Source organism: Gemmiger sp. (assembly GCF_036306485.1).
Lineage (GTDB): Bacteria > Bacillota > Clostridia > Oscillospirales > Ruminococcaceae > Gemmiger.
The window spans coordinates 1-25,482 of the sequence record NZ_JAXJZK010000031.1; the positions used below are offsets into that span (position 1 = coordinate 1).

Annotated in this window: 21 protein-coding genes; 1 reads left to right on the forward strand and 20 read right to left on the reverse strand. The window is 60.9% G+C overall.

Features of this window, described 5'->3' with window-relative positions:
• Positions 1–20: 20 nt before the first annotated feature.
• The 11 genes from purB to purE form a co-directional block, all read right to left on the reverse strand.
• Positions 21–1,454: an adenylosuccinate lyase gene (gene purB, locus U0L91_RS06510; RefSeq protein ID WP_330045394.1), complete on the reverse strand. Its 1,434-nt coding sequence runs from the start codon at positions 1,452–1,454 to the stop codon at positions 21–23.
• 25 nt (positions 1,455–1,479) lie between these two features.
• On the reverse strand, positions 1,480–5,166 hold the full coding sequence (locus U0L91_RS06515; protein ID WP_330045395.1) for a phosphoribosylformylglycinamidine synthase: 3,687 nt from the start codon (positions 5,164–5,166) through the stop codon (positions 1,480–1,482).
• A gap of 17 nt (positions 5,167–5,183) precedes the next feature.
• Entirely contained in the window at positions 5,184–6,470 is a 1,287-nt protein-coding gene (gene purD, locus U0L91_RS06520; protein WP_330045396.1) for a phosphoribosylamine--glycine ligase, read from the reverse strand.
• Between the two features lie 61 nt (positions 6,471–6,531).
• The gene (locus U0L91_RS06525) at positions 6,532–8,550 is read right to left on the reverse strand and encodes a hypothetical protein (RefSeq protein WP_330045397.1); all 2,019 of its coding nucleotides are present in this window, start codon (positions 8,548–8,550) and stop codon (positions 6,532–6,534) included.
• A gap of 36 nt (positions 8,551–8,586) precedes the next feature.
• The gene (locus U0L91_RS06530) at positions 8,587–9,768 is read right to left on the reverse strand and encodes a phosphoribosylaminoimidazolecarboxamide formyltransferase (protein WP_330045398.1); all 1,182 of its coding nucleotides are present in this window, start codon (positions 9,766–9,768) and stop codon (positions 8,587–8,589) included.
• A gap of 6 nt (positions 9,769–9,774) precedes the next feature.
• A complete protein-coding gene (locus U0L91_RS06535; protein WP_330045399.1) occupies positions 9,775–10,506 on the reverse strand; it encodes an IMP cyclohydrolase in 732 nt (243 codons plus the stop codon).
• Between the two features lie 23 nt (positions 10,507–10,529).
• On the reverse strand, positions 10,530–11,123 hold the full coding sequence (gene purN, locus U0L91_RS06540) for a phosphoribosylglycinamide formyltransferase (protein ID WP_330045400.1): 594 nt from the start codon (positions 11,121–11,123) through the stop codon (positions 10,530–10,532).
• Complete coding sequence (purM, locus tag U0L91_RS06545; RefSeq protein ID WP_330045401.1) at positions 11,120–12,160, reverse strand: phosphoribosylformylglycinamidine cyclo-ligase; 1,041 nt, start codon at positions 12,158–12,160, stop codon at positions 11,120–11,122. Before purM ends, purN begins: the two co-directional genes overlap by 4 nt.
• Positions 12,161–12,183: 23 nt before the next feature.
• Positions 12,184–13,653 carry an amidophosphoribosyltransferase gene (gene purF / locus U0L91_RS06550; protein WP_330045402.1) on the reverse strand — a complete coding sequence of 490 codons (1,470 nt, stop codon included), beginning with the start codon at positions 13,651–13,653 and terminating at the stop codon, positions 12,184–12,186.
• A 30-nt stretch (positions 13,654–13,683) separates the two neighbouring features.
• Positions 13,684–14,397: a phosphoribosylaminoimidazolesuccinocarboxamide synthase gene (purC, locus tag U0L91_RS06555; protein WP_330045403.1), complete on the reverse strand. Its 714-nt coding sequence runs from the start codon at positions 14,395–14,397 to the stop codon at positions 13,684–13,686.
• 75 nt (positions 14,398–14,472) lie between these two features.
• On the reverse strand, positions 14,473–14,973 hold the full coding sequence (gene purE, locus U0L91_RS06560; protein WP_330045470.1) for a 5-(carboxyamino)imidazole ribonucleotide mutase: 501 nt from the start codon (positions 14,971–14,973) through the stop codon (positions 14,473–14,475).
• A 470-nt stretch (positions 14,974–15,443) separates the two neighbouring features.
• Here purE and U0L91_RS06565 point away from each other — a divergent pair, with 470 nt between their 5' ends.
• A complete protein-coding gene (locus tag U0L91_RS06565; protein ID WP_330045404.1) occupies positions 15,444–15,980 on the forward strand; it encodes a PglD-related sugar-binding protein in 537 nt (178 codons plus the stop codon).
• 71 nt (positions 15,981–16,051) lie between these two features.
• On the opposite strand, the gene U0L91_RS06570 is transcribed toward U0L91_RS06565, so the two are convergent.
• Genes U0L91_RS06570 through U0L91_RS06610 form a run of 9 tightly spaced genes read right to left on the reverse strand, consistent with a single transcriptional unit; the run spans position 16,052 to position 25,326 of the window.
• Positions 16,052–17,467 (reverse strand): hypothetical protein, encoded by a 1,416-nt coding sequence (locus tag U0L91_RS06570; protein ID WP_330045405.1) that lies wholly within the window; start codon positions 17,465–17,467, stop codon positions 16,052–16,054.
• Positions 17,468–17,479: 12 nt separating this feature from the next.
• A complete protein-coding gene (locus U0L91_RS06575; protein WP_330045406.1) occupies positions 17,480–19,012 on the reverse strand; it encodes an MBOAT family O-acyltransferase in 1,533 nt (510 codons plus the stop codon).
• A 30-nt stretch (positions 19,013–19,042) separates the two neighbouring features.
• Positions 19,043–19,396: a DUF2304 domain-containing protein gene (locus tag U0L91_RS06580; RefSeq protein ID WP_330045407.1), complete on the reverse strand. Its 354-nt coding sequence runs from the start codon at positions 19,394–19,396 to the stop codon at positions 19,043–19,045.
• Between the two features lie 10 nt (positions 19,397–19,406).
• Positions 19,407–20,129 carry a glycosyltransferase family 2 protein gene (locus U0L91_RS06585; RefSeq protein WP_330045408.1) on the reverse strand — a complete coding sequence of 241 codons (723 nt, stop codon included), beginning with the start codon at positions 20,127–20,129 and terminating at the stop codon, positions 19,407–19,409.
• A gap of 30 nt (positions 20,130–20,159) precedes the next feature.
• Positions 20,160–21,383: a glycosyltransferase family 4 protein gene (locus U0L91_RS06590; protein ID WP_330045409.1), complete on the reverse strand. Its 1,224-nt coding sequence runs from the start codon at positions 21,381–21,383 to the stop codon at positions 20,160–20,162.
• A gap of 32 nt (positions 21,384–21,415) precedes the next feature.
• Positions 21,416–22,555 (reverse strand): non-hydrolyzing UDP-N-acetylglucosamine 2-epimerase, encoded by a 1,140-nt coding sequence (wecB, locus tag U0L91_RS06595; protein WP_330045410.1) that lies wholly within the window; start codon positions 22,553–22,555, stop codon positions 21,416–21,418.
• Positions 22,556–22,598: 43 nt separating this feature from the next.
• Positions 22,599–23,069: a DUF3592 domain-containing protein gene (locus tag U0L91_RS06600; RefSeq protein ID WP_330045411.1), complete on the reverse strand. Its 471-nt coding sequence runs from the start codon at positions 23,067–23,069 to the stop codon at positions 22,599–22,601.
• Positions 23,070–23,111: 42 nt separating this feature from the next.
• Positions 23,112–24,287 carry a polysaccharide biosynthesis C-terminal domain-containing protein gene (locus tag U0L91_RS06605; RefSeq protein ID WP_330045412.1) on the reverse strand — a complete coding sequence of 392 codons (1,176 nt, stop codon included), beginning with the start codon at positions 24,285–24,287 and terminating at the stop codon, positions 23,112–23,114.
• Positions 24,271–25,326: a polysaccharide biosynthesis protein gene (locus U0L91_RS06610; protein WP_330045414.1), complete on the reverse strand. Its 1,056-nt coding sequence runs from the start codon at positions 25,324–25,326 to the stop codon at positions 24,271–24,273. Before U0L91_RS06610 ends, U0L91_RS06605 begins: the two co-directional genes overlap by 17 nt.
• Positions 25,327–25,482 lie beyond the last annotated feature (156 nt).

Here is a 25,482-nt window from a genome sequence, read left to right on the forward strand (position 1 = left end):
ATCGGATTCTGTTCAGGAAATCAGACGCTCAGCTCCGCCTTCTGGCCCACATCCTCGGGGTTGGCTGCGAGCACGGGACGGATCACCTCATTGAGATAATCCTCCACCTGTTCGGGAGCACGGCCGGTGAAGGCCTCGGGCGTCAGCTCGCTCTCGATCTCCTCGCGGGTCAGACCGAACGCCGGATCGGCCTCCACACGGGCGATCATATCGTTGGGCTTGCCTTCCTGCTTGACCACAGCGGCCGCCGCAACAGCGTGCTCGCGCAGACGCTCGTGCAGTTCCTGACGGTCTCCGCCCTTCTTGACGGCCTTCATCATGATGTTCTCACTGGCCATGAAGGGCAGCTCGGCCATCACGCGGCTGCGGATCACCTTCGGGTAAACCACCAGACCATCCGAGACATTCAGCAGAATGTTCAGGATGGCATCGGCGGCCAGGAAGCCCTCCGCCATCGCAATGCGCTTGTTGGCCGAATCGTCCAGCGTGCGCTCAAACCACTGGGTACCGGCCGTCATGGCAGGGTTCAGGACATCCACCATCAGATACCGGGACAGCGCACAGATCCGCTCACAGCGCATCGGATTGCGCTTGTAAGGCATGGCGGAAGAGCCGATCTGATTCTTCTCAAACGGTTCCTCCATCTCCTTGAAGTTGGCCAGCAGACGGATGTCGGTGGCCATCTTCATCGCACTCTGTGCGAGGCCGGCAATGGCGGACAGGACATTGTAGTCCACCTTGCGGCTGTAGGTCTGACCGCAGACCGGGATGACCTTGTCAAAGCCCATCTGGGCGCAGACATCGGCCTCGACGGCCTTGACCTTGGTGGAATCACCGGCAAACAGCTCCATGAAACTGGCCTGGGTGCCGGTCGTTCCCTTGACGCCGCGCAGCGCCAGTTCCCCGATCTGATGATCGATTTCGGTCAGGTCCATGTAGAACTCGTTCATCCAGAGCGTGGCACGTTTGCCGACGGTGGTCAGCTGCGCAGGCTGGCAATGGGTGTATGCCAGGCAGGGCATATCCTTGTAGGTCTCGGCGAAGGAAGCCAGATTGGCCAGCACGCCGATCAGCTTCTTGCGCACCAGCTGCAGACCCTGACGCATCAGGATCACGTCGGTGTTGTCGCCGACATAGCAGCTCGTGGCACCCAGATGAATGATGCCCTTGGCTTTGGGGCACTGCAGGCCGTAGGCGTACACATGGCTCATCACATCGTGACGGACCAGCTTTTCCCGGGCAGCAGCTTCCTCATAATTGATGTCATCCTTGTGCGCTTCCAGCTCGGCGATCTGCTCATCGGTGATGGCCAGACCCTGTTTCTGCTCCGCCTTGGCCAGAGCAATCCAGAGCCGACGCCAGGTGCGGAATTTGTTGTCGTCCGAGAAGATGTACTGCATCTCATCCGACGCATACCGGGTGGAGAACGGAGAAATATAACGGTCATGTGCCATAGGAAAATCCTCCTGGATTGATGTATTACAGCTTGAAGTAGTTCACGCCGCCCTCAAAGATCGGCTGATACTTGTCGCCGGTGACGTTCTTGTACAGGTTGTCGCCGCTGCGCTCCGAGTGACCCATCTTGCCGAACACACGGCCGTCCGGGCTCGTGATGCCCTCGATGGCCAGTACACTGCCGTTGGGGTTGTACCGCTGGTCCATCGTCGGCACGCAGTTCAGATCCACATACTGGGTGGCGATCTGACCGTTGGCAATCAGCTGCTGCAGCAGCTCGTCGTTGCAGACGAACCGTCCTTCGCCGTGGCTGATGGCAATCAGGTGTTCGTCGTTCACATCGCATTCGCTGAGCCAGGGGCTCTTGTTGGATGCCACGCGGGTGCGGACCAGCATGCTCTGATGACGGTGAATCGTGTTGAAGGTCAGCGTCGGGTCCTGTGCCGTGATCGGGCGGATCTCGCCGTAGGGGACAAGGCCCAGCTTGATCAGTGCCTGGAAACCGTTGCAGATGCCCAGCGCCAGACCGTCGCGCTGATTGAGCAGGCGGTTGACCGCATCGGCCACTGCCGGCGCACGGAAGAACGCCGCGATGAACTTGGCGGAACCGTCCGGCTCGTCGCCGCCCGAGAAGCCGCCCGGCAGCATCAGGATCTGGGCCTGATCAATCTCCTTGACCAGGGCCTCGCAGCTCTCGGCAACGTCGGCGGGGGTCAGGTTCTTCAGGACCAGAATGTGCGGATCGCCGCCCGCACGACGGAAGGCGCGCGCCGTGTCATATTCGCAGTTGGTGCCCGGGAAGACCGGAATGATCACGCGGGGCGTGGCAAGACGAACGGCCGGGGCCACGCGCTGGAAGACGTTGCAGTTGTATTCCAGGGCCTTGACCTCCTCGCCGGGCTTGCGGTAGGGGAAGACCGGCTCCAGCTTGGCTTCCCACTTGTCCTGCAGCGGGGCCAGGTCAATTTCCTGACCGCCTGCGGTGAGGGTGTAATCCACCGTCGTGAAGCCCAGGAACTCGCCCGCGGCGGGGTCCAGCAGCTCGAGAATCACAGCGCCGTAGCAGGGCTTGAACAGATCATCCAGCTTGATGTTGTTGCTCAGCGCCAGACCCACATGATTGCCCACGCACATCTTGAACAGCGCTTCGGCCACACCGCCGTACCCGGGGGTGGCGGCAGCCAGGACCTTGCCCTGCTCGATCATCTGCTCCACGGTGTGGTAGATGGCCAGCAGGCTGCCGATCTCCGGCAGACCGTCCTTGTACTGCGGCTTGAGGATGACCACCGAGCTGTTGGCCTTCTTGAATTCGGGGCTCAGCACGTTTTCGGTCTTGCCGATCGCCGTGGCAAAGCTGACCAGCGTCGGGGGAACATCCAGCCCCTCAAAGCTGCCGGACATGCTGTCCTTGCCGCCGATGGCCGCGATGCCAAGACCCATCTGGGCGTCCAGAGCACCCAGCAGAGCGGCCAGAGGCTTGCCCCAGCGTTCCGGCTGGGTGCCCAGGTGCTCAAAGTATTCCTGGAAGGTCAGATACATGTCTTCGTGGCGGAAACCGGCACAGACCAGCTTGGTCACGCTCTCCACCACGGCCATGTAGGCGCCGCGGTAGGGGTCCGCCTCGGTCAGATAGGGGTTGAAGCCCCAGGCCATACCGGAGCAGGTGGTGGTCTCGCCGTCCACCGGCAACTTGGCGGCCATGGCCATGGCGGGCGTCAGCTGATATTTGCCGCCGTAAGGCATCAGGACGGTGGCGGCGCCGATCGTGGAGTCAAACCGCTCGCCCAGACCCTTCTGGCTGCAGACGTTCAGGTCGGTGACCAGGCTTTCCAGCTTCTCGGCGAAGGTGTTGCCGGACCACTGCGGCTGCCAGACCGTGCCGGGCAGGATGTGAACATCGGCGTGACGCTCGGCGCCGTTGGAATTGAGGAATTCACGGGAAAGATCCACGATGGCGGTGCCATTCCAGCGCTCGCGCATCCGCTTTTCCTCGGTGACGGTGGCCACAACGGTGGCCTCCAGGTTTTCCTCACGGGCCAGCGCGATGAACTTGTCGGCATCCTCCGGGGCCACGGCCACAGCCATGCGCTCCTGGCTCTCGCTGATGGCCAGTTCGGTGCCGTCCAGACCTTCGTATTTCTTGGTGACCTTGTTCAGATCAATGTCCAGACCGTCGGCCAGTTCGCCGATGGCAACCGAGACACCGCCCGCACCAAAGTCGTTGCAGCGCTTGATCATCCGGCAGGCGTCCTCCCGGCGGAACAGACGCTGCAGCTTGCGCTCGATGGGGGCATTGCCCTTCTGGACTTCGGCACCGCAGGTTTCCAGGCTGGTCAGCTTGTGAGCCTTGCTGGAACCCGTGGCACCGCCGATGCCGTCACGGCCGGTCCGGCCGCCCAGCAGGATGATCACATCCCCCGGGGCGGGCTCTTCGCGGCGCACATGGCTGGCCGGCGTGGCGCCGACCACGGCACCGATCTCCATGCGCTTGGCCACATAGCCGGGATGATACAGCTCACAGACCTGGCCGGTTGCCAGACCGATCTGGTTGCCGTAGCTCGAATAGCCGGCGGCCGCGGTGGTCACGAGCTTGCGCTGCGGCAGCTTGCCGGGCATCGTCTCGGATACCGGCTGCAGCGGATCGCCGGCACCGGTCACACGCATTGCCTGATAGACATAGCTGCGGCCGGACAGGGGATCGCGGATTGCACCGCCGATGCAGGTGGCCGCGCCGCCGAAAGGCTCGATCTCGGTGGGGTGGTTGTGGGTTTCGTTCTTGAAGAGGAACAGCCAGTCCTGCAACTCGCCGTCCACATCACACTTGATCTTGACGGTGCAGGCGTTGATCTCCTCGCTCTCGTCCAGATTCTTCAGAATTCCGCGTTGCTTCAGTGCCTTGGCGGCAATGGTGCCGGCATCCATCAGGGTGCGGTTCTTCTTGTCGCGGCCGGTCTCGGTACGCAGGGCCATGTAGCGGTCAAAGGCGGCCTGCACCACGGCGTCGTCGATCTGGACGTTGTCCAGGATCGTGCCGAAGGTGGTGTGGCGGCAATGGTCGGACCAGTAGGTATCGATCAGACGGATCTCGGTGATGGTGGGATCGCGGTGCTCGGACTTGAAGTAGTTCTGGCAGAACACGATGTCGGCATGGTCCATGGCCAGGCCCTTCTCGACACGGAACGCCTCCAGCGCGTCGTCATCGAGGTCCAGGAAACCGGTCAGGGTTTCCACGGCGGTCGGAACGGCGAACTCCATCTTGAGCGTGTCGCGGGGCTCCAGGCTGGCTTCACGGGCTTCGACGGGGTTGATGACGTACTTCTTGATGGCTTCCAGATCGGCATCGGAGAGATCGCCTTCCAGCAGGTAGACACGGGCACTGCGCACGTCGGGGCGCTCGCCCTGGCTCAGCAGCTGGATGCACTGGGATGCCGAATCCGCCCGCTGGTCAAACTGTCCGGGCAGATACTCCACGGCAAAGATGATCGGTGCCGTGGGCAGCTCGTCGTAGGTCACATCCACCGGGGGCTCACTGAAGACCGTCGGAATGGCCTTCTCAAACAGCTCGCGGTCGATGCCTTCCACGTCGTAGCGGTTCAGCAGGCGCAGGCTTTTCAGACCCGAGATGCCGACCAGCTCGACCAGCTCATGCAGCAGGCCCTGGGCTTCGCCGTCAAATCCGGGCTTTTTCTCAACATAAATGCGGTATACCATTTCGTTTGACCTCCTGTTCAGTGCATGGCAGCCAGCGCGCGGGCGCCGATGTCGGTGCGCATATGCATCTTGTCAAAATGAATGTTTGCAGCCGCGGCGTATGCCTTCTTCAGGGCGGCAGGCAGATCGTCGGCTGTGGCGGTGACGCCCAGCACACGGCCGCCCGCCGTGACCAGCTTGCCGTCACGGATCGCGGTTCCGGCATGATAGACCGTCACATCCTCGGCGCCTTCCACCTGGCCGTTCACAAGACCGGTGATCTCCTTGCCCTTCTCATAGGCAACGGGATACCCGCCGGACGCCAGGATCACGCAGGCGGCCGCGCCGCTGCTGAACCGGACCTCGGTCTGGTCCAGCGTGCCGTTGGTCGTCGCCAGCATGATGGAGAGCAGATCGCTTTCCAGGAGCGGCAGCACGACCTGGGTTTCGGGATCACCGAAACGGCAGTTGTACTCAATGACCTTGGGACCGTCCGGGGTCAGCATCAGGCCGAAATACAGGCATCCCCGGAAGGGGCATCCCTCGGCCTGCATGGCAGCCACGGTGGGCAGGAAAATCTTTTCCATGCACTCGGCGGCAATCTCGGGGGTGTAGCAGGGGTTGGGCGCGACCGTTCCCATGCCGCCGGTGTTCAGACCCTCGTCGTGGTCCAGGGCCCGCTTGTGGTCCATGCTGGACACCATCGGCTTGACGGTCTTGCCGTCGCAGAAGGAAAGAACGCTGACCTCAGGACCGGTCAGGAACTCCTCCACGACCACATGGTTGCCCGAAGCGCCGAACTTCTTGTCCAGCATGATCTCCTTCACGGCGTCCTCGGCCTGAGCCTCATCGGCGCAGATCAGCACGCCCTTACCCAGGGCCAGGCCGTCCGCCTTGATGACCACCGGATAGCGGTTCTTCTCCCGGACGTACGCCAGTACCTTGGAAGGATCGTCAAACACCGCATAGTCAGCGGTGGGAATGCCGTATTTCTTCATCAGGTTTTTGCTGAACACCTTGCTGGCCTCGATGCGTGCCGCGGCAGCGTTGGGACCGAAAGCGGGAATCCCGACCTCAGCCAGCGCGTCCACCATGCCCAGGGCCAGCGGATCATCCTGGGCGACGACCACATAATCGAACGCCTCTTCCTTGGCAAAGGCAACCATGGCTTTCACATCGGTGGCCGGAATATTCTTGCAGATGGCGTCGTAGCTGATGCCGCCGTTGCCGGGCGCACACCAGATCTCGCCGCATTCGGGACTTTTTTTCAGCGCGCGGATGATGGCGTGTTCACGCCCGCCGCCGCCGACAACCAGAATCTTCATCACAAAAACTCCTTTATGTCAGACTTGCCCGCCGGCCCGCATCCGGACCGAAGGGAAACTTTCAGGATTCAAAACGGTAGATTTTCACCGTATCGTTTTCATAAACGCAGCAGAAACTGCCTGTCTCAAAGGCGGCATCGCTGCCCGGAAGGGTGGTGTTGCAGACCAGCCATCCGACCTGGGTATCGCGGCAGATCTGCTCGGCGCGGGCGGGATCGCAGACGCCGTCCATGCCGAACAGGGCAGCCATCCGGTCATACCGTGCGCCGAATTCCTCGGCCGGAACACCCAGATTGGTCTTGGCATACTGGAAACTTTCCATATAGGCGCGCCGTCCCGAAAGCCCGGAATACACGTTGGAAAGCCCTTCCTCCGCCGCACCGGTGTGCATGCGGTTGGTGGCAAAATAGGCATCTTCCGGCATGGCGGCGCGCAGCCACTGCATGGCCTCTTCCTCGTCCGCGGTCAATGGCGTGTACTGCGGATGGGCCTGTACGGCAGCGGAAGGATTCCAAAGCGCTGTGCAGCCTTCCCGCATCAGAAACACACAGGCGAGCACCCCGGTCAGTACACTGAGCGCACCGAGCGCCGCAGCCGGAACCCGCAGCAACCCGCGGCAGGATGGCAGGGCATCCAGGGCGATCAGATCCACCACGCCCAGCGCCGCATAGGCAAAATAGCACTGACTCATGGCCGGGTGGTCAAAGAGGAAGAACGCCAGCAGTCCGCCGAATCCCAGCGCAAAACAGAACAGCCGTGCCGGGTCGGCTTGTTTCAGGTGGCGCAGCGTGTGCAGCGCGGCGCCGCAGAAAAGAGGAAACGCAAAGGGGGCCATGCAGAAACACTGAACGATCATCCACAGCGGCAGACTGACCGTGTAGAGCAGACCGCTGCGTGCCTTGAGCGCCGCCAGCAGCGGGGCAAACGCGCCTTTTTCAAGGGTGGCGTGCAGAGAAAACTCCACACTGCTGTCCGCACCGGCCGCGAAAAGCAGCCGGAAACAGAGCAGGAACAGCAGACAGAGCAGCAGTGCAAAACCCAGGGAACGCAGCTTTTCAGAGCGCGAACCGCGCGGCAGGGAAAGAACCACCGCACACAGCGCCGCCAGGGCAACCAGCGCCGCCACCGGTCCTTTGCCGAGACAGAGCAGCAGAAAGGCAAGCACACAGGGGACAGCCCTCCGCACCGCATACCCGCCGGCAGACAGCCTTGCAAACAGCACCAGAAAGGCGCCCAGAAGCAGCGCGGCCGTTGCAACGGCATTGATGTTGGTCAGCAGGTGAATCGTCAGCAGGTTCCAGAAGGGATCGCGGCCGGCCAGCGCCGCGGTGCCGCCCACACTGCCGAGCAGCAGGACCGCGGCAGGAAGCAGTGGAGCGCGCAGCCGGCTGCCCGGCCAGAAAAGGCGGCCCAGCTCCTGCCAGATGGCGGCAGCGGCCAGCAGGACCAGCGGCGGTGCCGCAAAACCGGCGGCATCGTAGCAGGAAATCCCGCAGCAGAAGGACAGTCCGGCTTCAAGAAGCTCGGTCAGATAATGGTAGGTCAGTGTGTAGCCGCTGTACCGCAGATCGGACGGCGGAAACCCGAGGGCAAAGCTCTCGGCATTGCCCACATTCCAGTAAAAATCCTGCTGCGGAATGGTGATTCCCACAGCCGCGGGATGTGCAAACCGACCACAGGCGGGGGCCAGGAGCAGCAGCACAACGGCAGCCGTCAGACAGAAGGGCAGCCGGGAACGCCGCGGGGCGGACTGCGCCCGGGATGGCAGCAGCAGAGCGGCCAGTGGCAGCCACGTCAGGAAGCGGACCCCGGTCAGACTGGCCAGCACAGTGCACAGGGCAAAAACGGAAAGCCCCAGCACAGCGGTCAGGGAAGCAGCGGCGCCCTGTGCCCAGAGCCCGGGAAAGGCGAACCGTGCCAGAGACCGGCCCGGCAGCCAGATGCAGAGCAGACAGGCTGCGGCAGCCGCCGACAAAAAGAGCAGGGAAGCCCCTGACTGTGCGGCAAAAAAGGCGTAGACAGCCACACCTGCTGCCAGACAGCAGGCACCGAGCCACTCCTTTTTCGCCGTCATTGCCATCTGCCGGCCTCCCTGTTGAATTGTTTCGTAATGGAATCAGTGATGGAACAGGCGGATTCCGCAGAACGCCATCGCAATGCCGTACTTGTCGCAGGTTTCAATGACCTGGGCATCGCGGATGGAGCCGCCCGGCTCGACAATCGCGGTCACGCCGCTGCGGCGGGCACGCTCGATGTTGTCCCCGAACGGGAAGAACGCATCACTGCCGAGGCTGACGCCGGTCACGTGGGACAGCCAGGCTTTCTTCTCCTCGGCAGTCAGCGGAGCGGGCTGCTCGGTGAAGGTCTCGGCCCAGACATCGTCGCCGATGACATCCTCCGGCGTGTCGCCGATGTAGACATCAATCGCGTTGTCGCGGTTGGGCTTGGTGATGTCCTCGCGGAAGGGCAGATCCAGCACCTTGGGCATGTGGCGCAGCTGCCAGTTGTCCGCCTTCTGGCCCGCCAGACGGGTGCAGTGAATGCGGCTCTGCTGGCCGGCGCCGACGCCGATGGTCTGGCCGTCCTGTACATAGCACACCGAGTTGGACTGGGTGTACTTCAGAACGATCAGGCTCATGACCAGATCACGCTTCTGGGACTCGCTGATTTCCTTGTTCTTGGTCACAATGTTCTGCAGCATCGTGTCGGCCGAAATCTCGAGATCCTGACGGCCCTGCTCAAAGGTCACGCCGAAAACGGTGCGGCGCTCAAGGGCTGCAGGCTCATAGGCGGGATCAATCGCCACAATGTTGTAGTTGCCCTTCTTCTTGGACTTCAGCACTTCCAGGGCGTCGGCATCATAGCCGGGCGCGATGATGCCGTCCGAAACCTCGTGCTTGATGAGCTGGGCGGTGGAAAGGTCGCACACATCGGACAGGGCAATCCAGTCACCGAAGCTGCTCATACGGTCGGCACCGCGGGCGCGCGCATAGGCACAGGCCAGCGCGGACAGCGGCATATCGGCGTCGATGTGGTACATCCGGCGCAGCGTATCGTCCAGCGGCAGACCGATGGCGGCGCCGGCAGGGGAGACATGCTTGAAGCTGGCAGCGGCAGGCTGGCCCAGCGCCTTTTTCAGGTCACGCACCAGCTGGTAGCTGTTGAATGCGTCCAGAAAATTGATGTAGCCGGGCTTGCCGTTCAGAATCGTGACGGGCAGATCGGAACCGTCTGCCATGAAGATACGGGCAGGCTTCTGGTTGGGGTTGGTGCCGTATTTCAGCTGAAATTCCTTCATTTGTTTTCAGGCCTCCACCGTGTTGTATTTGTTGATGATGACGTCCTCATAGTCGCCCGTTGCCAGCGTGATGGCACGCACAAACAGGCTGACCTTGTTGTCCTCGTTCAGGGCATTCCAGATCTTGCCGGCGTACTCCTGCGGATCGACCTCGTCGACGGTCACGCGCATCGGTTCCCCGGCAAAGCTCGGGATCGGCGCACCGTTTTTCTGGTAGGTCGTGATCAGCTGGCCTTCGCCCGCCACAGGCTGGGGATAGTCGAAGGTCTGGCGCTGCACGCTGGCGGCATTGCCGTCGCAGCTTTTGAGGATGCTCAGCTTGTAGCCGCCGCGACGCATATCCACAACGCCGGAGATGCGCGGGGTGTAGTTGGGGGCGTCGTCCTCGAACAGACGGGTGGAGAGCGCCGCCTCAAAGCTGTAGCCGGGGAACAGATTGTCCCGGATAAAGTGGTAGATCGTATCGGTCTGGTCGCCGTTGGTGACAATGGTGGTCTCGTTGACGGTCAGGACCGGATTGTAGATGATCAGATGCGGGTCCTCAAGCTTGGCGGGGTCGGCGGCCAGCGTGCGGATACCGCCCGGGATCGCGTCGAATACCCGGTTGCGGCTGTTGGCGCTGCGGCCCATGATCCAGTAGGCGACCATGACCTTGGCGCCGTCCGGAGAAAGACCGATGCAGATGCCGCGGCCCGGATACTCGTTGCCGGCAAGATACTTGTACAGGTTCTTTTTCATCGCGATTGCCCTCCTTGTGCTTTTTATGCTTCGCCGCTGCACACCATGGCGATGGCGCGGGGCAGCAGCTTCCACTCGGCTTCCTCCATCACGCGTTTCTGCAGGGTCTGCGGCGTGTCGTCAGGCTTCACGTCCACAGCCTTCTGCAGCAGGATGGGGCCGCCGTCACAGATCTCGTTCACGAAGTGAACCGTGGCACCGGTCACCTTGACGCCGCGCTTGAGCGCTTCCTCGTGGACGCGCAGACCATAGTAGCCGGGTCCGCAGAAACTCGGAATCAGGCTGGGGTGAACGTTGAGGATGCGGTTCGGGTAGGCGGCGATGACGCTGGGGCCCAGAACGCTCAGGAACCCGGCCAGAACCACCAGATCAATCCCGTGGCTCTGCAGCGTTTCCAGCAAAGCGGCATCAAATGCCTCGCTGGTCTCATAGTCCTTGCGGCGCACCACAGCGGTCTCAACGCCGAAGTTCGCGGCACGCTCCAGGGCGTAGACACCCGGCTTGCTGGCCACAACCAGCGTCACACGGCCGTTGGGGTTCTCACCGCGGCGCTCACTCTCCAGAATGGCCTGCAGGTTGGTGCCGCCGCCCGAAACCAGAACAGCAATCTTCATCATACCAGTTCCACCCCGCTGCCTTCGCCGATCACACCCAGGCGATAGGCGTTCTCGCCGTTTGCCTGCAGGATGGCCAGCGCCTTGTCGGCGTCCTCGGCGGCGACGGTCAGGATCATGCCGACGCCCATGTTGAAGGTGTTGAACATGTCGCGCTCAGGAATGTTGCCTTCCCGGGCCAGAATGTCGAACAGGACCGGCGTGCGCACGTCCGCCTTGCGGATGACGGCGCAGCAGCCTTCCTTCAGGCTGCGGGGAATGTTCTCGTAGAAGCCGCCGCCGGTGATGTGGGAGACACCCTTGACGGTGACTTCCTTCATCACGGCCAGCACCGGCTTGACATAGATCTTGGTGGGCGCCAGCAGGGCCTCACCCAGCGTGCCGTCCAGACCCTCGTAGCGGCGGTCCAGGACGGACGGGTTGTTTTCCAGATCAAAGATCTTGCGGACCAGCGAGAAACCGTTGGAATGCACACCGGAGGAGGGCAGCGCCAGGATCACATCGCCGGGCTGCATCGTGGAATTGTCAAGAATCTTGCTCTTGTCCACGGCACCCACGGTGAAACCGGCCAGATCATACTCATCCTCGGGGTAGAAACCGGGCATCTCAGCGGTCTCGCCGCCGACCAGCGCGCAGCCGGCCTGGACGCAGCCTTCCGCCACGCCCTTGACCAGATCGGCGATGCGTTCCGGCACGTTCTTGCCGCAGGCGATGTAATCCAGGAAAACCAGCGGCTTGGCACCGGCGCAGATCACGTCGTTGACGCACATGGCCACGCAGTCAATGCCCACGGTGTCATGCTTGTTCATGTACTGGGCGATGCGCAGCTTGGTGCCGACGCCGTCGGTGCCGGAGATCAGAACCGGGTGCGGCATATCGGTGCAGTCCAGCTCAAACAGGCCGCCGAAGCCGCCCAGCCCGCCGATGCAGTGTTCGTTCATCGTGCGCGCCACATGCTGTTTCATCAGGTCAACGGCCTTGTAGCCGGCGGTAATATCCACACCGGCGGCCGCATAACTTGCGGAATAGCTTTTTTCCATTTCGTTATCCTCCCATGCAACACTCACAGCCGCTTGTTGGAACGCGACTGGCTCAGGGGCTTGTCGTAAACAATATCCATCGTCTCGGTGGGCGGGTCGACGGGGTATTTGCCGGTAAAGCAGCCGGTGCAGAAGCCGCAGTGGCTGTGAATGGCCAGCTGCTGCACATGCTCGACGCTCAGGTATCCCAGCGAATCGGCTCCAACCAGCTCGCGGATCTCCTCAACGGTATGACCGGTGGCGATCAGATCCTTCTCATCGGGAATATCCGTGCCGAAATAGCAGGGATGAATGAAAGGCGGGGCACTGATGCGGTAATGGACTTCCTTGGCACCGGCATCGCGCAGCAGTTTGATGGTGCGGGCGCTCGTCGTGCCGCGCACGATGGAGTCATCCACCAGCACCACACGCTTGCCGGCCACAGTGGAGGAGATCGCATTGAGCTTGATGCGCACGCTGCTCTCCCGCTGGGCCTGGGAGCCCTGGATGAAGGTCCGTCCGACATACTTGTTCTTGATGAAACCGGTGCCGTAGGGAATTCCGCTTTCACGGGAATAGCCCAGAGCGGCATCCAGGCCGGAGTCCGGCGCACCGATGACCACGTCGGCATCCACGGGATGCTCCTGCGCCAGGAAGCGGCCGGCCTGCAGCCGGGCGTCATGGACACAGGTGCCCTCGATCAAAGAATCGGGGCGGGCAAAATAAATATACTCAAAGACACAGATGGTATGCGGTGCCGTTCCGCAATGGGTGCGGATGGTCCGCAGACCGGAATAATCGGCCACCACGATCTCGCCGGGCAGAACGTCACGGACAAACCGGGCGCCCACGGCATCCAGCGCGCAGGATTCCGAGGCAAATGCCCAGCCGGAACCGTCGGGCAGCTGACCGATGCAGAGCGGGCGGAACCCGTGCGGGTCGCGCGCCGCAATCAGCTTGGTGTGGGTCATGATCACCAGGCTGTATGCACCGGTGATCTGCTCCATCGTACGGCAGACGGCGGTCTCGATGTCCGGGGAGATCAGACGGTTCTGGGTCAGCAGATAGCCGATGACCTCGGTGTCGGAAGAGCCGTGGAAGATGGAACCGCTCATTTCGAGCTTGTGGCGCAGCTGGGGGGCGTTGGTCAGGTTGCCGTTGTGGCAGATGGCCATGGTGCCCTTGCAGTGATGCAGGACCATGGGCTGGGCGTTGGCGCGGATGCGCTGCCCGGAGGTGGCATACCGCACATGACCGGTGGCCATCTTGGCGCCCTTGGGCAGATCCTCCAGGACGCGGGGCGTGAACACCTCACTGACAAGGCCCAGATCGCGGTACCCGGTCAGGACACCGTCCACGTTCAGCGCCATGCCGCAGCTTTCCTGACCGCGGTGCTGCAGCGCATACAGGGCGCTGAATACGGCGCTGACCATGTCGGTGCGGCCGGTGGAATCATAAATGCCGAAAACGCCGCATTCCTCATGCAGGGCGTCGGCGGGAGAAAAGTCATTCATGAAGGAAACTCCGTTTCGTTCAATTCAGGATCAGCCCAGCAGGCGCTTCATAACTTCCTGGTAAGCGTCAGCCTCGCCGCCCATGTTGCGGCGGAAGAGGTCCTTATCCAGATGGGCACCGGTGGTGGCGTCCCAGAAACGGCAGGTATCGGGGCTGATTTCGTCGGCCAGGATGATGGTGCCGTCCGGCAGGCGACCGAACTCCAGCTTGAAGTCGATCAGACGGATGTTGGCATCCAGCATGATCTTCTTGAGCACTTCATTGACCTTGAAAGCGTAACGGGCGATGGTGTCCAGCTCTTCCTGGGTGGCCAGCTCGAGGGCCAGAGCGTAGTAGTGGTTGATGAACGGATCATGCAGATCGTCGTTCTTATAGCTGTATTCCAGGATGGGCGTCTTGAAGACCTTGCCCTCGGGCACGCCCATGCGCAGGCTGAAGTGGCCGGCAGCGACGTTGCGGATGATGACTTCCAGAGGAACGATCTGGACCTTCTTGACCAGGGTATCGCGATCGTTGAGCTCCTCCACGAAGTGGGTGGGGATGCCTTCCTTCTCCAGCTTCTGCATCAGCGCGTTGGAGAGCTTGTTGTTGACGATGCCCTTGTCACGGATGGTGCCCTTCTTCTCACCATCGCCGGCGGTGGCGTCGTCCTTGTAGTGGACCATGACGATTTCGGGATCGGAAGTAGCGAATACCTGCTTGGCTTTGCCTTCGTACATCAGTTCTTTGATTTCAACGTTCATGGTGGTTTACTCCTTTATGATTTGTTATTTCTATTGTACCATAGCGGCCCTGAAAAGGGAAACAGAACTTTTGGATTACAGCGCGGCGGCCTCGGCGGCAACGGCGGCATCCTTCTTGGCGATGGCTTCGGCGGTCTCTTTGCGGAACGCCTCCAGACGGCTGGCGAGATCCTCGTCGCTCACCGCGAGGATCGCTACGGCCAGGTAGGCCGCATTCTTGGCGCCGTTGAGGGCCACCGTGGCGACCGGGAAGCCGGAAGGCATCTGCACCGTCGCAAGCAGGGCGTCCAGGCCGTCCATGGCGCCGCCCTTCATGGGAATTCCCACGACGGGCAGGGTGGTGTTGGCGGCAAACGCGCCGGCCAGATGCGCGGCCATGCCGGCAGCGCAGAGGATGACGCCATAGCCTTCGGCGCGGGCCGATTTGGCAAAGGCGGCCGCGGCTTCCGGCGTGCGGTGGGCGGAAAGAATGTGTGCCTCGTAGGGAACATCAAAGCTCTTCAGAACCGAACAGGCGGATTTGACAACCGGCCAGTCACTGTCCGAACCCATGATGACGGCAACTTTTTTGCGAATCTGCATCAGCTATTCCTCCTTGCGATCAGTGAAAAAGAAGAGCGCGGTGTACACGGGTACACTGCGCTTATCATACGGTATGGGACTTGTGCATCATGGGAGAACGGAAGCTCTGCGAAACTGCCGGGTACGGCCCGAACATCACATTTTGCACAGAACAAACCTCCGTTTCCTTCATGTTGTAAATTAAGTGTAAAACGTGTCGGACAAAAAAGCAAGACCCAGAGGATTTTTTGTCGCACTTTCCAGTGTGACAAAATTTGCGGGTCACTTTTTGTCGATATTGATAGTCAAAAACTAGGGGAAGTATGACTTTACCAGACCCCGCCGGTCCGGCGGTTCCGGCCCCGGGGCCTCGTCTTTGTCGGTACAGGGCCACAAATCCGTTCCGGACCCCGGGACGGGGAAAGGACTGTTGTTTTTTTACAATTGTGCTATAATAAGAAAAAACAAAACCGGGAGGTTATGGTATGAGATTGTTTCGCACAGCCCTGATTCTGGGGAAGGGCGGCTTCGGCCGGGAACTCGGAGAGATGCTGCTGGATTGCGGCGGGTATGGCGATGTCGTCTATCTGGATGATGCGGCCCCCGATGCAGCCGGTGTGCTGGCGGATTATCTGGACCCCGCACTGCGGGAGCGCTGCCGGGATGCGTTTGTCGGTCTCGGCGACAACGCCCTGCGCCTGGACTGGCTGCAGAAGCTCGCGGCTGCCGGATACCGTACACCGGTTTTCTGCCATCCGGCGGCGGAAGTCTGTGAATCCGCCTCGATTGCGCCCGGCACGGTCATCCTGCCGTTTGCCTTTGTGGGAACCAATGCGCGCATCGGCTGCGGCTGTATCCTCAATGTCGGCAGCATTGTGGACCATGATGCGGTGGTGGAGGACGGTGTCCATGCGGCACCCCGCTCCACGATCAAGGCGGGCGCGACGGCCCAGCGCTGCACCAAGGTGGATTCCGGAGAAATCCTCCGCTCTCCCTGGGAGCAGAACGCCGCGCAGCAGTAACTCCCCAAGAAACACAGAATCCCGGCACCTCGGCCAGATCGGCCCACAGGTGCCGGGATTTTTGTTTCCGGTTACGAAGCGGCGGAGTCATTCTCCGCTGCGGAATCCTGATTCAGACTCGTGCGGGGCGTAACGCTCAGGGGATCGGGGAGGGTGCCGTTCTGCAGATCCTGCAATACCTGGGGAACGCCGGGGAAAAATTTGGCGATGCCGCTGTCCTTACAGTGCAGACCGTCAAAGAAGTCGATCTCTTCGAGTCCCGGAATGCACTCGGGATCATAGCTGCCGTACAGCGGAATGTTGTTGTCATGACAGTACTGACGCACCCAGTTTTCCACCTGGAAGAAGCCCTGGTGATTTTCCGGCTCGCCGAGCAGATAGGTGTACAGGTACGGATGCCAGGGACTCAGCACCAGAATCACGGTGGTTCCCTGACTCTGGGCGTAGCGGATGAACTTGTCAAAGGCTTCCTCCTGCTTGGCGGACAGCGCATCAAACCCTTCCATATGTACGCTGTTGAAGCTCATGCAGGATTCGGCGGCCAGATTGCGGATCTGGTCCTCGTTGAGGGACCGGAACGCGATGTCGTACAGAACGCTGCCGTCCGAACGCTTGATGGTGGTGGTCTGGTTGTAGGGATCTCCCTGCACGGGATTGAACTCAATGGTGTTGCCGTCGTCATCGGTGACGGTGGGCTGACCGCGGTTCTTGACGAAGTAATCCACGTTGCCCTGGAAATATGCGGGTTCCGCCAGCGCTTTCCAGAGTTCGACGGTGTCGGGTTCCTCATAGTCGGTCTCGACGCCGAGAACCTTGGTCAGGAATTCGTTGTACAGCTCTTCGTCGGCACGCACGTCAAAGGCGGCTTCGTCGCCGAAGAACACCCAGGGGTCCAGGCTCCACAGCAGCACATCGGGAGCCTTGCCGTAGCTGACCATCTTGTAATAGCTGGTCATGTTGTCCCGCACGTCGGCGCCGGTCACACCCATGTTGAAGAAGCTCTGTGTTCCCACCAGCTCGGTGGTGAACTGCAGCACGCGGCTGGAGCCGATGCCGATCACTTCGGGCGTCTCGGGCACATCCTGGGCGTAGAGCTGGACCACTTCGCGTTCGTTCATCGCCTCAAAGTTGGTTACATCGTAGCCCTCGAGCATCAGGTCCACAATGCGGCGCGGTGCCAGCGCACCCTGGAACAGGCCGCTGCGGTCCACCGTGTAGCTGAACCCGACCATGAAAACCAGAATCGGCACCAGGAGCGCGAGCCGGAACAGGATCTTGCCGCCGAAATACAGCCGACGGATCAGCCCATACAGGATGAGCAGAAACGGATTGGGGCGCTTTTTCCGCGGTTTCGCGGGCGTCGGACGGGGTGCCCGGGCGGGGCGTTCCGGCGCCGCAACCGAACTGCGGGAGACGGATTCCTGCGGCTGGGTGCGGGATACCCGCTGCGGGGTACGGGGAACCGGGGTAGGGGTTGTCTGAGCCATCTCGATTCCTCCTTAGAATTGCTGGTAGATGAAGGCGGACTGCCCGAAGGCGGCAAAGAACAGGATCGCCGCACAGGCCGCATAATACAGGGTCCAGCGCAGCACAAAATTCTGGCGGCGAATCCAGCGGGCCACATTGTTTCCGTTGTGCTCCGCCGCGAACACAATGCCGCATCCGCAGATCAGCACGACGGGCAGCCGGCCGTCGATGCCGCTGTCCCGGATGAGCGCCGTGACGGACTGCCAGGCAGCGGAAAGGCCGCCGTCCCACCCGGACAGCATCCCGCCCATGACCTCAAACGGCTGGGCGTTGTACAGCGCACCCGCAAAGAAGATCAGCGTGAAGCTGAACAGCAGGAAGGTGATGCAGCGCTGGATGAACTTCTGCACAGCCGGTTCCCGGTAGAGCGGATTGACGCGGGCGAGCGCTTTGCGGGGGGCGGCGGTCAGCTGGGCAATCACCGAGATGATGCCGCAGGCCAGACCCCATTGCAGGTACCGCCAGTCGGCACCGTGCCAAAGACCGCTCACCGCAAACACGATCACCAGATTCAGCATATGCCGCACCACATTGCAGCGGCTGCCGCCCAGCGGAAAATACAGATAATCCCGCAGCCAGCTGGTCAGGCTGATATGCCACCGGGACCAGAAGTCACTGAAATTGACCGCCTCAAACGGACTGCGGAAATTCTCCAGCAGGTCATAGCCGAGAATCCGCGCGGCGCCGATCGCAATGTCACAGCAGCCCGAAAAATCCAGATACAGCCGGACGCTGAACAGCAGGGTGGCGGCCACCAGATTCGGGCCGCTCATTGTGGACACGGAATCGTAGACGGTCTTGATGTACAGGTTGAGGTTGTCGGCCAGCACCATTTTTTTGGTGTAGCCCCACAGCATCCGGAAAGCTCCGCCGGCGCAGCGGTTGTAGCTGAACCGCCGGGATTTTTCCATCTGCGGGCGCAGATGCGGGTACCGCTCGATGGGGCCGGTGATCATCGTGGGGAAGAAACTCACAAACAGTGCATAATGCAGCAGGTTGTACTCCACACGGCAGCGGCGCTTGTAGACATCGATGGTGTAGCTGAGCGCCGCGAGGGTAAAGTACCCAAGCCCCAGCGGCGTGAACAGCTCGGACCGGTGGGACAGGACCCCGCCCAGGCTGTCGGCCAGCAGGTTCCAGTATTTATAGTAGAACAGCAAGCCGATGCCCGTCAGGATGGACACCACCAGAAAAAGGACCCGGACCACACGGTTCCGGCTCCTGCCAATGATGAGACCGCAGACCCAGGTGACCAGCGTGGCACCCAGCAGGACCGGGACCAGCGCCCGGTCGGACGGGTCCCAGCAGAAGAACAGATAGCTGGCGGCCAGTAAAAAATAGGGCCGCGCAATCCGCGGCAAAGCATAATTCAGAATGGCAGCGACCGCAAAGAAACCCAGAAAGGTCAGGGTCGTAAAGGAAATGGCCTGTGTCCCGCCGATCAGGCCCAGCACCGTTTCGGGGGTGATCGCCGGCAGGGGCACCGACTGAAAAAGTGTTGTCATCATGATCTCTCCACATCCGCCGCAAGGGGGTCAATCTTTGGATTCCAGGTCCCGGACCCGCTTTTCCAGCAGGGCGTTGGCCTGCGTCAGACGCCGGCATTTTTCCGCAAGCTGGCTGACGGCGATGCTCAGACTCAGCAGCACCAGCAGCACAAAGCAGAACATCAGCATGAACACCAGATTGACCGGCATCTCAACATCCAGCAGGTCCCGCATCACATAGACCACATAGGGGAATACCGCAAAGATCACCAGAACCACGGCCAGAGCCAGCCAGAGCAGGCTGTATTTGACGGTCATCTTGCCTTTTTTGAGCAGCACAAAGATGATCACCAGCAAAACCAGCGCGCCGAGAATCATAAAAAACTGAAATTGAGGGGTCATGGAGTCCTCCTTACGAATTGGGTTTGCTCTTCTGGATGGCCAGCCGGTCAATGATCAGCGAAAGGGATACCTTGATCATGTAATAGGCGCTCTTGAAGCTGCGGATGCTGGAAATGCCGCCGCGGCGTTCCTGCATGATGACCGGCGCCTCGCCCACGCGGTACCCGGCCAGCGTTGCGGCCAGGATGGCCTCCGGCTCGGGGTAATCGGTGGCGTAGTGATCGGCAAAATAGGAGGTCAGCCGGGCGTTGGTGGCGCGGAATCCGCTCGTCACGTCCAGCACGCGGCGCCCGGTGAGCAGATGAATCAGCCAGCTCAGGAAGCGGATGCCCACCCGCCGCATGAAACTGGTCTGGAATCCTTTCCGGGTGATGAACCGGCTGCCGATGCACATATCCAGCTCACCCGCCAGGACCGGGGCCACCACGGCCTGCAGATAGGCGGGGTCGTGCTGGCCGTCGCCGTCCAGCTGTACTGCCACATCATAGCCGTTGTCCCGGGCGTACAGATACCCGCACTGCACACCGCCGCCGATGCCGAGATTGACGGGAAGATCCAGATACGGATACCCGTGGGATTTCAGCAGTTCGGCGGAACGGTCGGTGGAACAGTCGTTGATGACCAGATAATCCACCTCGGGGCAGACGGTGCGCAGACGCTCCACCGTCGAAACGATATTCGCTTCCTCATTGTAACAGGGAATCAGAACAAGAATTTTCGCAGGGCTGTTCAAAAGAGCACCTCACATCAGGAACGGCCGTATTCACAGGGAACCGTTCAAAATAAAACTTTCCAGTTTGCGCACCAGCTCGCTGCGCCGGTAATGCGCCTGATAATATTCCTTGGCCCGGCGGCCGATTTCAGCCCGCTGGGCCTCGGGCATCCGGTACAGCGCCAGCAGATTGTCGGCCAGCGCATCGGCATTGCAGGCGGGGGAACTCAGTCCGCCCGCCTCGGCCACGGCGGCATTTCCGGCACCGTCCATGCTGGCCAGCACCGGTTTGCCGGCAGCCATGTAACTGGCAACCTTGGCCGGGACCGTCAGACCCAGGTCGGGGGAATCCGACAAGGAGACGATCAGGGCATCTGCCAGCGCGGTAAAGCGGGGAATCTGGTTGGCCGGCACGCTGCCGTAAAAGGTGACGTATTCGGCGGCGTCCAGATCCCGCACCAGCTCTTCCAGCGCGGCGCGGCTCATGCCGTCCCCGACCAGCAGCAGATGCAGCCGGTCGGCACCGTTCTGCCGCGCCGAGCGAACGGCACGGATCACCGTGTCCAGGCTCTGGGCCGGGGTGAAGGTCCCGGTAAACACCAGATTGAACCGCCCGGCAAAGCGGCGTTCCAACTCGGCGTCGTGCTGCGGTACCGCGTAAAAATCCTCACAGTACTGCGGAATCACGGCGATCCGGTCCAGCGGCTTGCCGGTGCGTTCGGCCAGGCGGTGCTGCAGCGGCTGGCTCATCGCAATCAGACGATCCGCCTTGCGGTACAGACTGTCGCTGACGCCGGACGCAATACGCCGCAGCAGGGGATTGCGGACCGGCAGAACGCTGTACAGGTTTTCCGGCCAGATGTCCAGCACATAGTTGGTAAAGGGGACGCCGTGGCGCTCGGCATAGCGGATGGCGGGCCAGCACATCAGCACCGGACTGGTATTGAAGCAGAAGACCGCGTCGTAGGAATCCCGCAGCCGGCCCAGCCCGCGGGAAGCGTACCACGGCCAGCTGACATAATTCAGGAAGATGGAGACCGCCGTGTTGCCACGACGCGGAATTTCCCGGCAGCGGAAAACCCGCGCGCCGTGATACTCCTCCTCAAACGGCCCGTCGGGCCCGTATCCGTCGAACCATTCGCCCTTGGGATAGTTGGGCAGTCCGCACAGCACGTCCACGCGGATGCCGTCCTCCAGAAAGCCGTCAACGAGATCGTTGATGCGGAAATTTTCCGGCCAGAAATGCTGGGTTACGACCAGGATGGATTTGGGCATCAGCGGCCCACGACCTTTCTGTGTGAAGTTGATTACTCTTTGCGCCAGACCATCTTGTTGACCACACCGGTGTAGCTCTGGATGATCCGGACCACTTTGTTGGAGACATCCTCGGTGTAGTACGGTACCGGAATGCCGAAATCATGGTTTTCGTTCATCGCCACGGCAGTGGCCACAGCCTGTTCCACGCCACCTTCCCGGATGCCGGCCAGCACAAAGCAGCCCTTGTCCAGCGCTTCGGGACGTTCGGTGGAAGTGCGGATGCAGACGGCCGGGAAGGGATGTCCGACGCTCAGGAAGAAGCTGGACTCCTCGGGCAGCGTACCGGAATCCGACACCACGCAGAAGGCGTTCATCTGCAGATGGTTGTAGTCGTGGAATCCGAGAGGCTCATGCAGACGCACACGCTCATCCAGACGGAATCCCATGGCATCCAGACGCTTCTTGCTGCGCGGATGGCAGGAATAGAGGATCGGCATGTCGTAGGTCTCTGCCAGATGGTTGATCGAGGTGAACAGATCCACAAAGTTGCGGTCGGTGTCGATGTTTTCCTCCCGATGGGCGGAGAGCAGGATATACCGCTGCGGCTCCAGGCCCAGACGGGTCAGCACATCGGAAGCCTCGATCTTGTCCAGGTTGGCGTGCAGTACTTCCGCCATCGGGCTGCCCGTCACGAAGGTGCGCTCCTTGGCGGTACCCTCGGCGTTCAGATACCGGCGGGCATGCTCGGAATAGCACATGTTCACATCGGCAATGTGGTCGACGATGCGGCGGTTGGTTTCCTCGGGCAGGCACTCGTCAAAGCAGCGGTTGCCGGCTTCCATATGGAAAATCGGGATGTGCAGCCGTTTGGCACCGATGGCGGACAGGCAGGAGTTGGTGTCGCCGAGAATCAGCAGGGCGTCCGGCTTTTGCTCGACCATCAGGGCGTAGGACTTGGCAATGATGTTGCCGATGGTCTCGCCCAGGTCCTTGCCCACGGCATCCAGATAGAAATCCGGCGCCCGCAGTCCCAAATCCTCAAAAAAGATCTGGTTGAGGGTATAGTCGTAATTCTGACCCGTGTGCACGAGAATCTGGTCAAAGTATTTGTCACATTTTTTGATGACGGCAGACAGCCGGATGATCTCCGGCCGGGTGCCGATGATGGTCATGAGTCTGAGTTTTTTCATGATTCAGCGTCCTTGTTGTGTTGAATAAGAAGGAAAGCGGACATCAGGCCGCGTACAGATCCACTGCACAGCGGCGGGGATTCGCGGGATCGACGCAGACGGTCAGACGGCCGTCGGACGGCACGGCGGGCGCAATCCAGTAAAACCGGCTGCGGCCGTGATAGGTGACGCCGTCCACAACGTAGTGGAACCGCACCGAAAAGTGCCGCATATAAACCACCGGACCGGAGTGCACCAGGACCCCGCTGAGGGGACCGTCCGCCTGGGCGGTGACTTTCCGGCCGGATTCCAGCAGAACCCGGTCGCGGCGCAGCGCGGCGGCGTGAATCCCCAGCAGGACCGCGGCAGGCACCAGAAAGAGAATGACCTCAATGCCGCTGTTCTGAAGATCTGACACGGCCGCGGCCAGGCTTACCACGCCGAGAAAGGCAAACAGACTGCCCAGCAGGCCGCATTTGGTCGCAAATAGCCAGGAAAGCCCCTTTTGAATCCGGAAAGACAGTGTCGCTGACATGATCTGCACCTCCTGCATCCGATGCGCACAGCCGGCAGCGGATCAGACCTGCATCGCAAAGGTGTCGGGATGATCGGGGTCAAAGGCCTCGTTGGCCCACATGACCGTGACCATCTCACCGTCGCCGACGTTTTCAATGTTGTGGGTATAGCCGCAGGGAATATCCACGACCTGCAGCTTATCTCCCGACACATGGTAGGTGATGACCTCGTCGGAGAAGATCTGCCGGAACCGGATCACGCCCTCGCCCTTGACCACCAGGAATTTTTCATTCTTGGTGTGGTGCCAGTGGTTGCCCTTCACAATACCGGGCTTCGAGATATTCACACTGACCTGGCCCCGCTCGGGGGAACGCAGAAATTCCGTAAAGCTGCCGCGGTTGTCGCAGTGCATATTCAGGTCGTAGGCAAACCCGTCCTGCGGCAGATAGGACAGATAGGTGGAATAGAGCTTCTTTTCAAAACTGCCGTCGGCAAGATCCGGCACGGCCAGCGTGGGCTGACCGTCGGTGCCGAGTGCCTTCGCCGCGTCGCCGCCCCGGGCTTTGGCAAACCCGCGGATGGTCTCGGCCAGCTGGCCCAGCGTCACGGTGTGTACGGGATGGATACGGCAGATGCCCTCCTCATCCCGCACCGCCTCGCCGCGCATCATCACATCCAGAATGCAGGCGATCACGTCATCAATATAGACCAGCGGCAGCGAATAGGCGGGGTCGCGGACCTCAATAGGCAGCCCATGGGCGATGTTGTGGCAGAAGGTGGCGACGACGCTGTTGTAGTTGGGACGGCACCACTTGCCGAAAACCCCTTCCATCCGGAAGACATAGACCGGCGCGCCGGTGCGTTTGCCGTGGGCCAGGATGGCCTCCTCGGCCTGACGTTTGCTCTTGCCGTAATCGTTGTCCAGACTGGCCTGAATGCTGGAAGTCACCAGAACCGGGCAGGGATTGCCGGCGGATTCCAGGTCGCCCAGCAGCACATCGGTCAGACCGGCGTTTCCGGCATAGAATTCGCTGGGGTCCTTGGGACGGTTGATGCCGGCCAGATGCACCACAAAGGCGGCCCGGCGGCAATAGTCCTCGAGCGTCTGGGGCGTGTCGTCCTTTTCAAATAGCATCAGGTCGGTGCAGCCCATGGTCCGGAGCGTGGCAACAAGGTTCTTGCCCACAAAGCCGCCGGCACCGGTGATGAGGATGGGCCGATCAGTTAGACTGCTCAAGTTTCTCAAGCTCCTCTTTGATATAATCGGTGGTTTTGATCTTGGCAATGGTCTGTTCCACGTTCAGACGGCGGGTATTGTGGCTGGTGTAGTCCTCGTCGGCCTGGGTGTGGACCTGACCCTTGATGAAGTACTTGTCATAGTTCAGATCACGGGTATCGGCCGCCACGCGATAGTAGCCGCCCATGTCCTCACTGCGGGTGCGCTCTTCCTTGGTCATCAGCGTCTCATACAGCTTCTCGCCGTGGCGGGTGCCGATGATGCGGGTGCCGGTGTCACCGAACAGCGTCTGCACCGCCTTGGCCAGATCGCCGATCGTCGAGGCGTCGGACTTCTGGATGAACAGGTCGCCCGGGTTGGCATGCTCAAAGGCGAACATGACCAGGTCCACCGCCTCGTCCAGGTTCATCAGGAAACGGGTCATGGCCGGATCGGTGATCGTGATGGGGTTGCCCGACTTGATCTGCTCCACAAAGAGGGGAATGACCGAGCCGCGGCTGCACATGACGTTGCCGTACCGGGTGCAGCAGATCACCGGACCGCCGCGCTGTGCGCTGACGCGGGCATTGGCCGTGATGACGTGTTCCATCATGGCCTTGGAAATACCCATCGCATTGATGGGATAAGCGGCCTTGTCGGTGGAAAGGCAGACCACCCGCTCGACGTTGGCTTCGATGGCAGCGTGCAGCATGTTGTCGGTACCTTCAATGTTGGTGCGGACAGCTTCCATCGGGAAGAACTCGCAGGACGGAACCTGCTTGAGCGCCGCCGCATGGAAGATGAAGTTCACGCCGGGCATCACATCGCGCAGACTCTGGATGTTGCGCACATCACCGATATAGAACTTGACCTTGCTGTAATAGTCCGGATACTGGGCCTGCAGCTCATGACGCATATCGTCCTGTTTTTTCTCGTCGCGGCTGAAGATCCGGATTTCTCCGATGTCGGTCGTCAGAAAATGCTTGAGCACGGTGTGGCCGAAACTGCCGGTACCGCCGGTGATGAGCAACGTTTTATCTTTGAAAATGGTGTCTGCCATAGTGACCTCCTGAATTTGCCGGATACATACTCCAAGCTTTATAATCTTCCTAATTTTATCATAAAAGTGAGGCAATGAAAAGGCCCCATCTTGGAAATTCCGTTTTTTTGTGATACAATACCTGTAAATTCTGACTGAAACAAAGGAGATTCTGCG

What these genes read in the sequence shown, in the direction of transcription:
- U0L91_RS06580 (WP_330045407.1), bottom strand. Translation starts at nt 19,396, where the DNA reads ATGACCCCTCAATTTCAGTTTTTTATGATTCTCGGCGCGCTGGTTTTG.
- U0L91_RS06575 (WP_330045406.1), bottom strand. Translation starts at nt 19,012, where the DNA reads ATGACAACACTTTTTCAGTCGGTGCCCCTGCCGGCGATCACCCCCGAA.
- U0L91_RS06600 (WP_330045411.1), bottom strand. Translation starts at nt 23,069, where the DNA reads ATGTCAGCGACACTGTCTTTCCGGATTCAAAAGGGGCTTTCCTGGCTA.
- purC (WP_330045403.1), bottom strand. Translation starts at nt 14,397, where the DNA reads ATGAACGTTGAAATCAAAGAACTGATGTACGAAGGCAAAGCCAAGCAG.
- U0L91_RS06530 (WP_330045398.1), bottom strand. Translation starts at nt 9,768, where the DNA reads ATGAAGGAATTTCAGCTGAAATACGGCACCAACCCCAACCAGAAGCCT.
- U0L91_RS06590 (WP_330045409.1), bottom strand. Translation starts at nt 21,383, where the DNA reads ATGCCCAAATCCATCCTGGTCGTAACCCAGCATTTCTGGCCGGAAAAT.
- purD (WP_330045396.1), bottom strand. Translation starts at nt 6,470, where the DNA reads ATGAAGATTCTGGTTGTCGGCGGCGGCGGGCGTGAACACGCCATCATC.
- U0L91_RS06570 (WP_330045405.1), bottom strand. Translation starts at nt 17,467, where the DNA reads ATGGCTCAGACAACCCCTACCCCGGTTCCCCGTACCCCGCAGCGGGTA.
- U0L91_RS06610 (WP_330045414.1), bottom strand. Translation starts at nt 25,326, where the DNA reads ATGGCAGACACCATTTTCAAAGATAAAACGTTGCTCATCACCGGCGGT.
- U0L91_RS06535 (WP_330045399.1), bottom strand. Translation starts at nt 10,506, where the DNA reads ATGAAAAAGAACCTGTACAAGTATCTTGCCGGCAACGAGTATCCGGGC.
- wecB (WP_330045410.1), bottom strand. Translation starts at nt 22,555, where the DNA reads ATGAAAAAACTCAGACTCATGACCATCATCGGCACCCGGCCGGAGATC.
- purN (WP_330045400.1), bottom strand. Translation starts at nt 11,123, where the DNA reads ATGATGAAGATTGCTGTTCTGGTTTCGGGCGGCGGCACCAACCTGCAG.
- purB (WP_330045394.1), bottom strand. Translation starts at nt 1,454, where the DNA reads ATGGCACATGACCGTTATATTTCTCCGTTCTCCACCCGGTATGCGTCG.
- U0L91_RS06565 (WP_330045404.1), top strand. Translation starts at nt 15,444, where the DNA reads ATGAGATTGTTTCGCACAGCCCTGATTCTGGGGAAGGGCGGCTTCGGC.
- purF (WP_330045402.1), bottom strand. Translation starts at nt 13,653, where the DNA reads ATGAATGACTTTTCTCCCGCCGACGCCCTGCATGAGGAATGCGGCGTT.
- purM (WP_330045401.1), bottom strand. Translation starts at nt 12,160, where the DNA reads ATGGAAAAAAGCTATTCCGCAAGTTATGCGGCCGCCGGTGTGGATATT.
- U0L91_RS06515 (WP_330045395.1), bottom strand. Translation starts at nt 5,166, where the DNA reads ATGGTATACCGCATTTATGTTGAGAAAAAGCCCGGATTTGACGGCGAA.
- U0L91_RS06525 (WP_330045397.1), bottom strand. Translation starts at nt 8,550, where the DNA reads ATGGCAATGACGGCGAAAAAGGAGTGGCTCGGTGCCTGCTGTCTGGCA.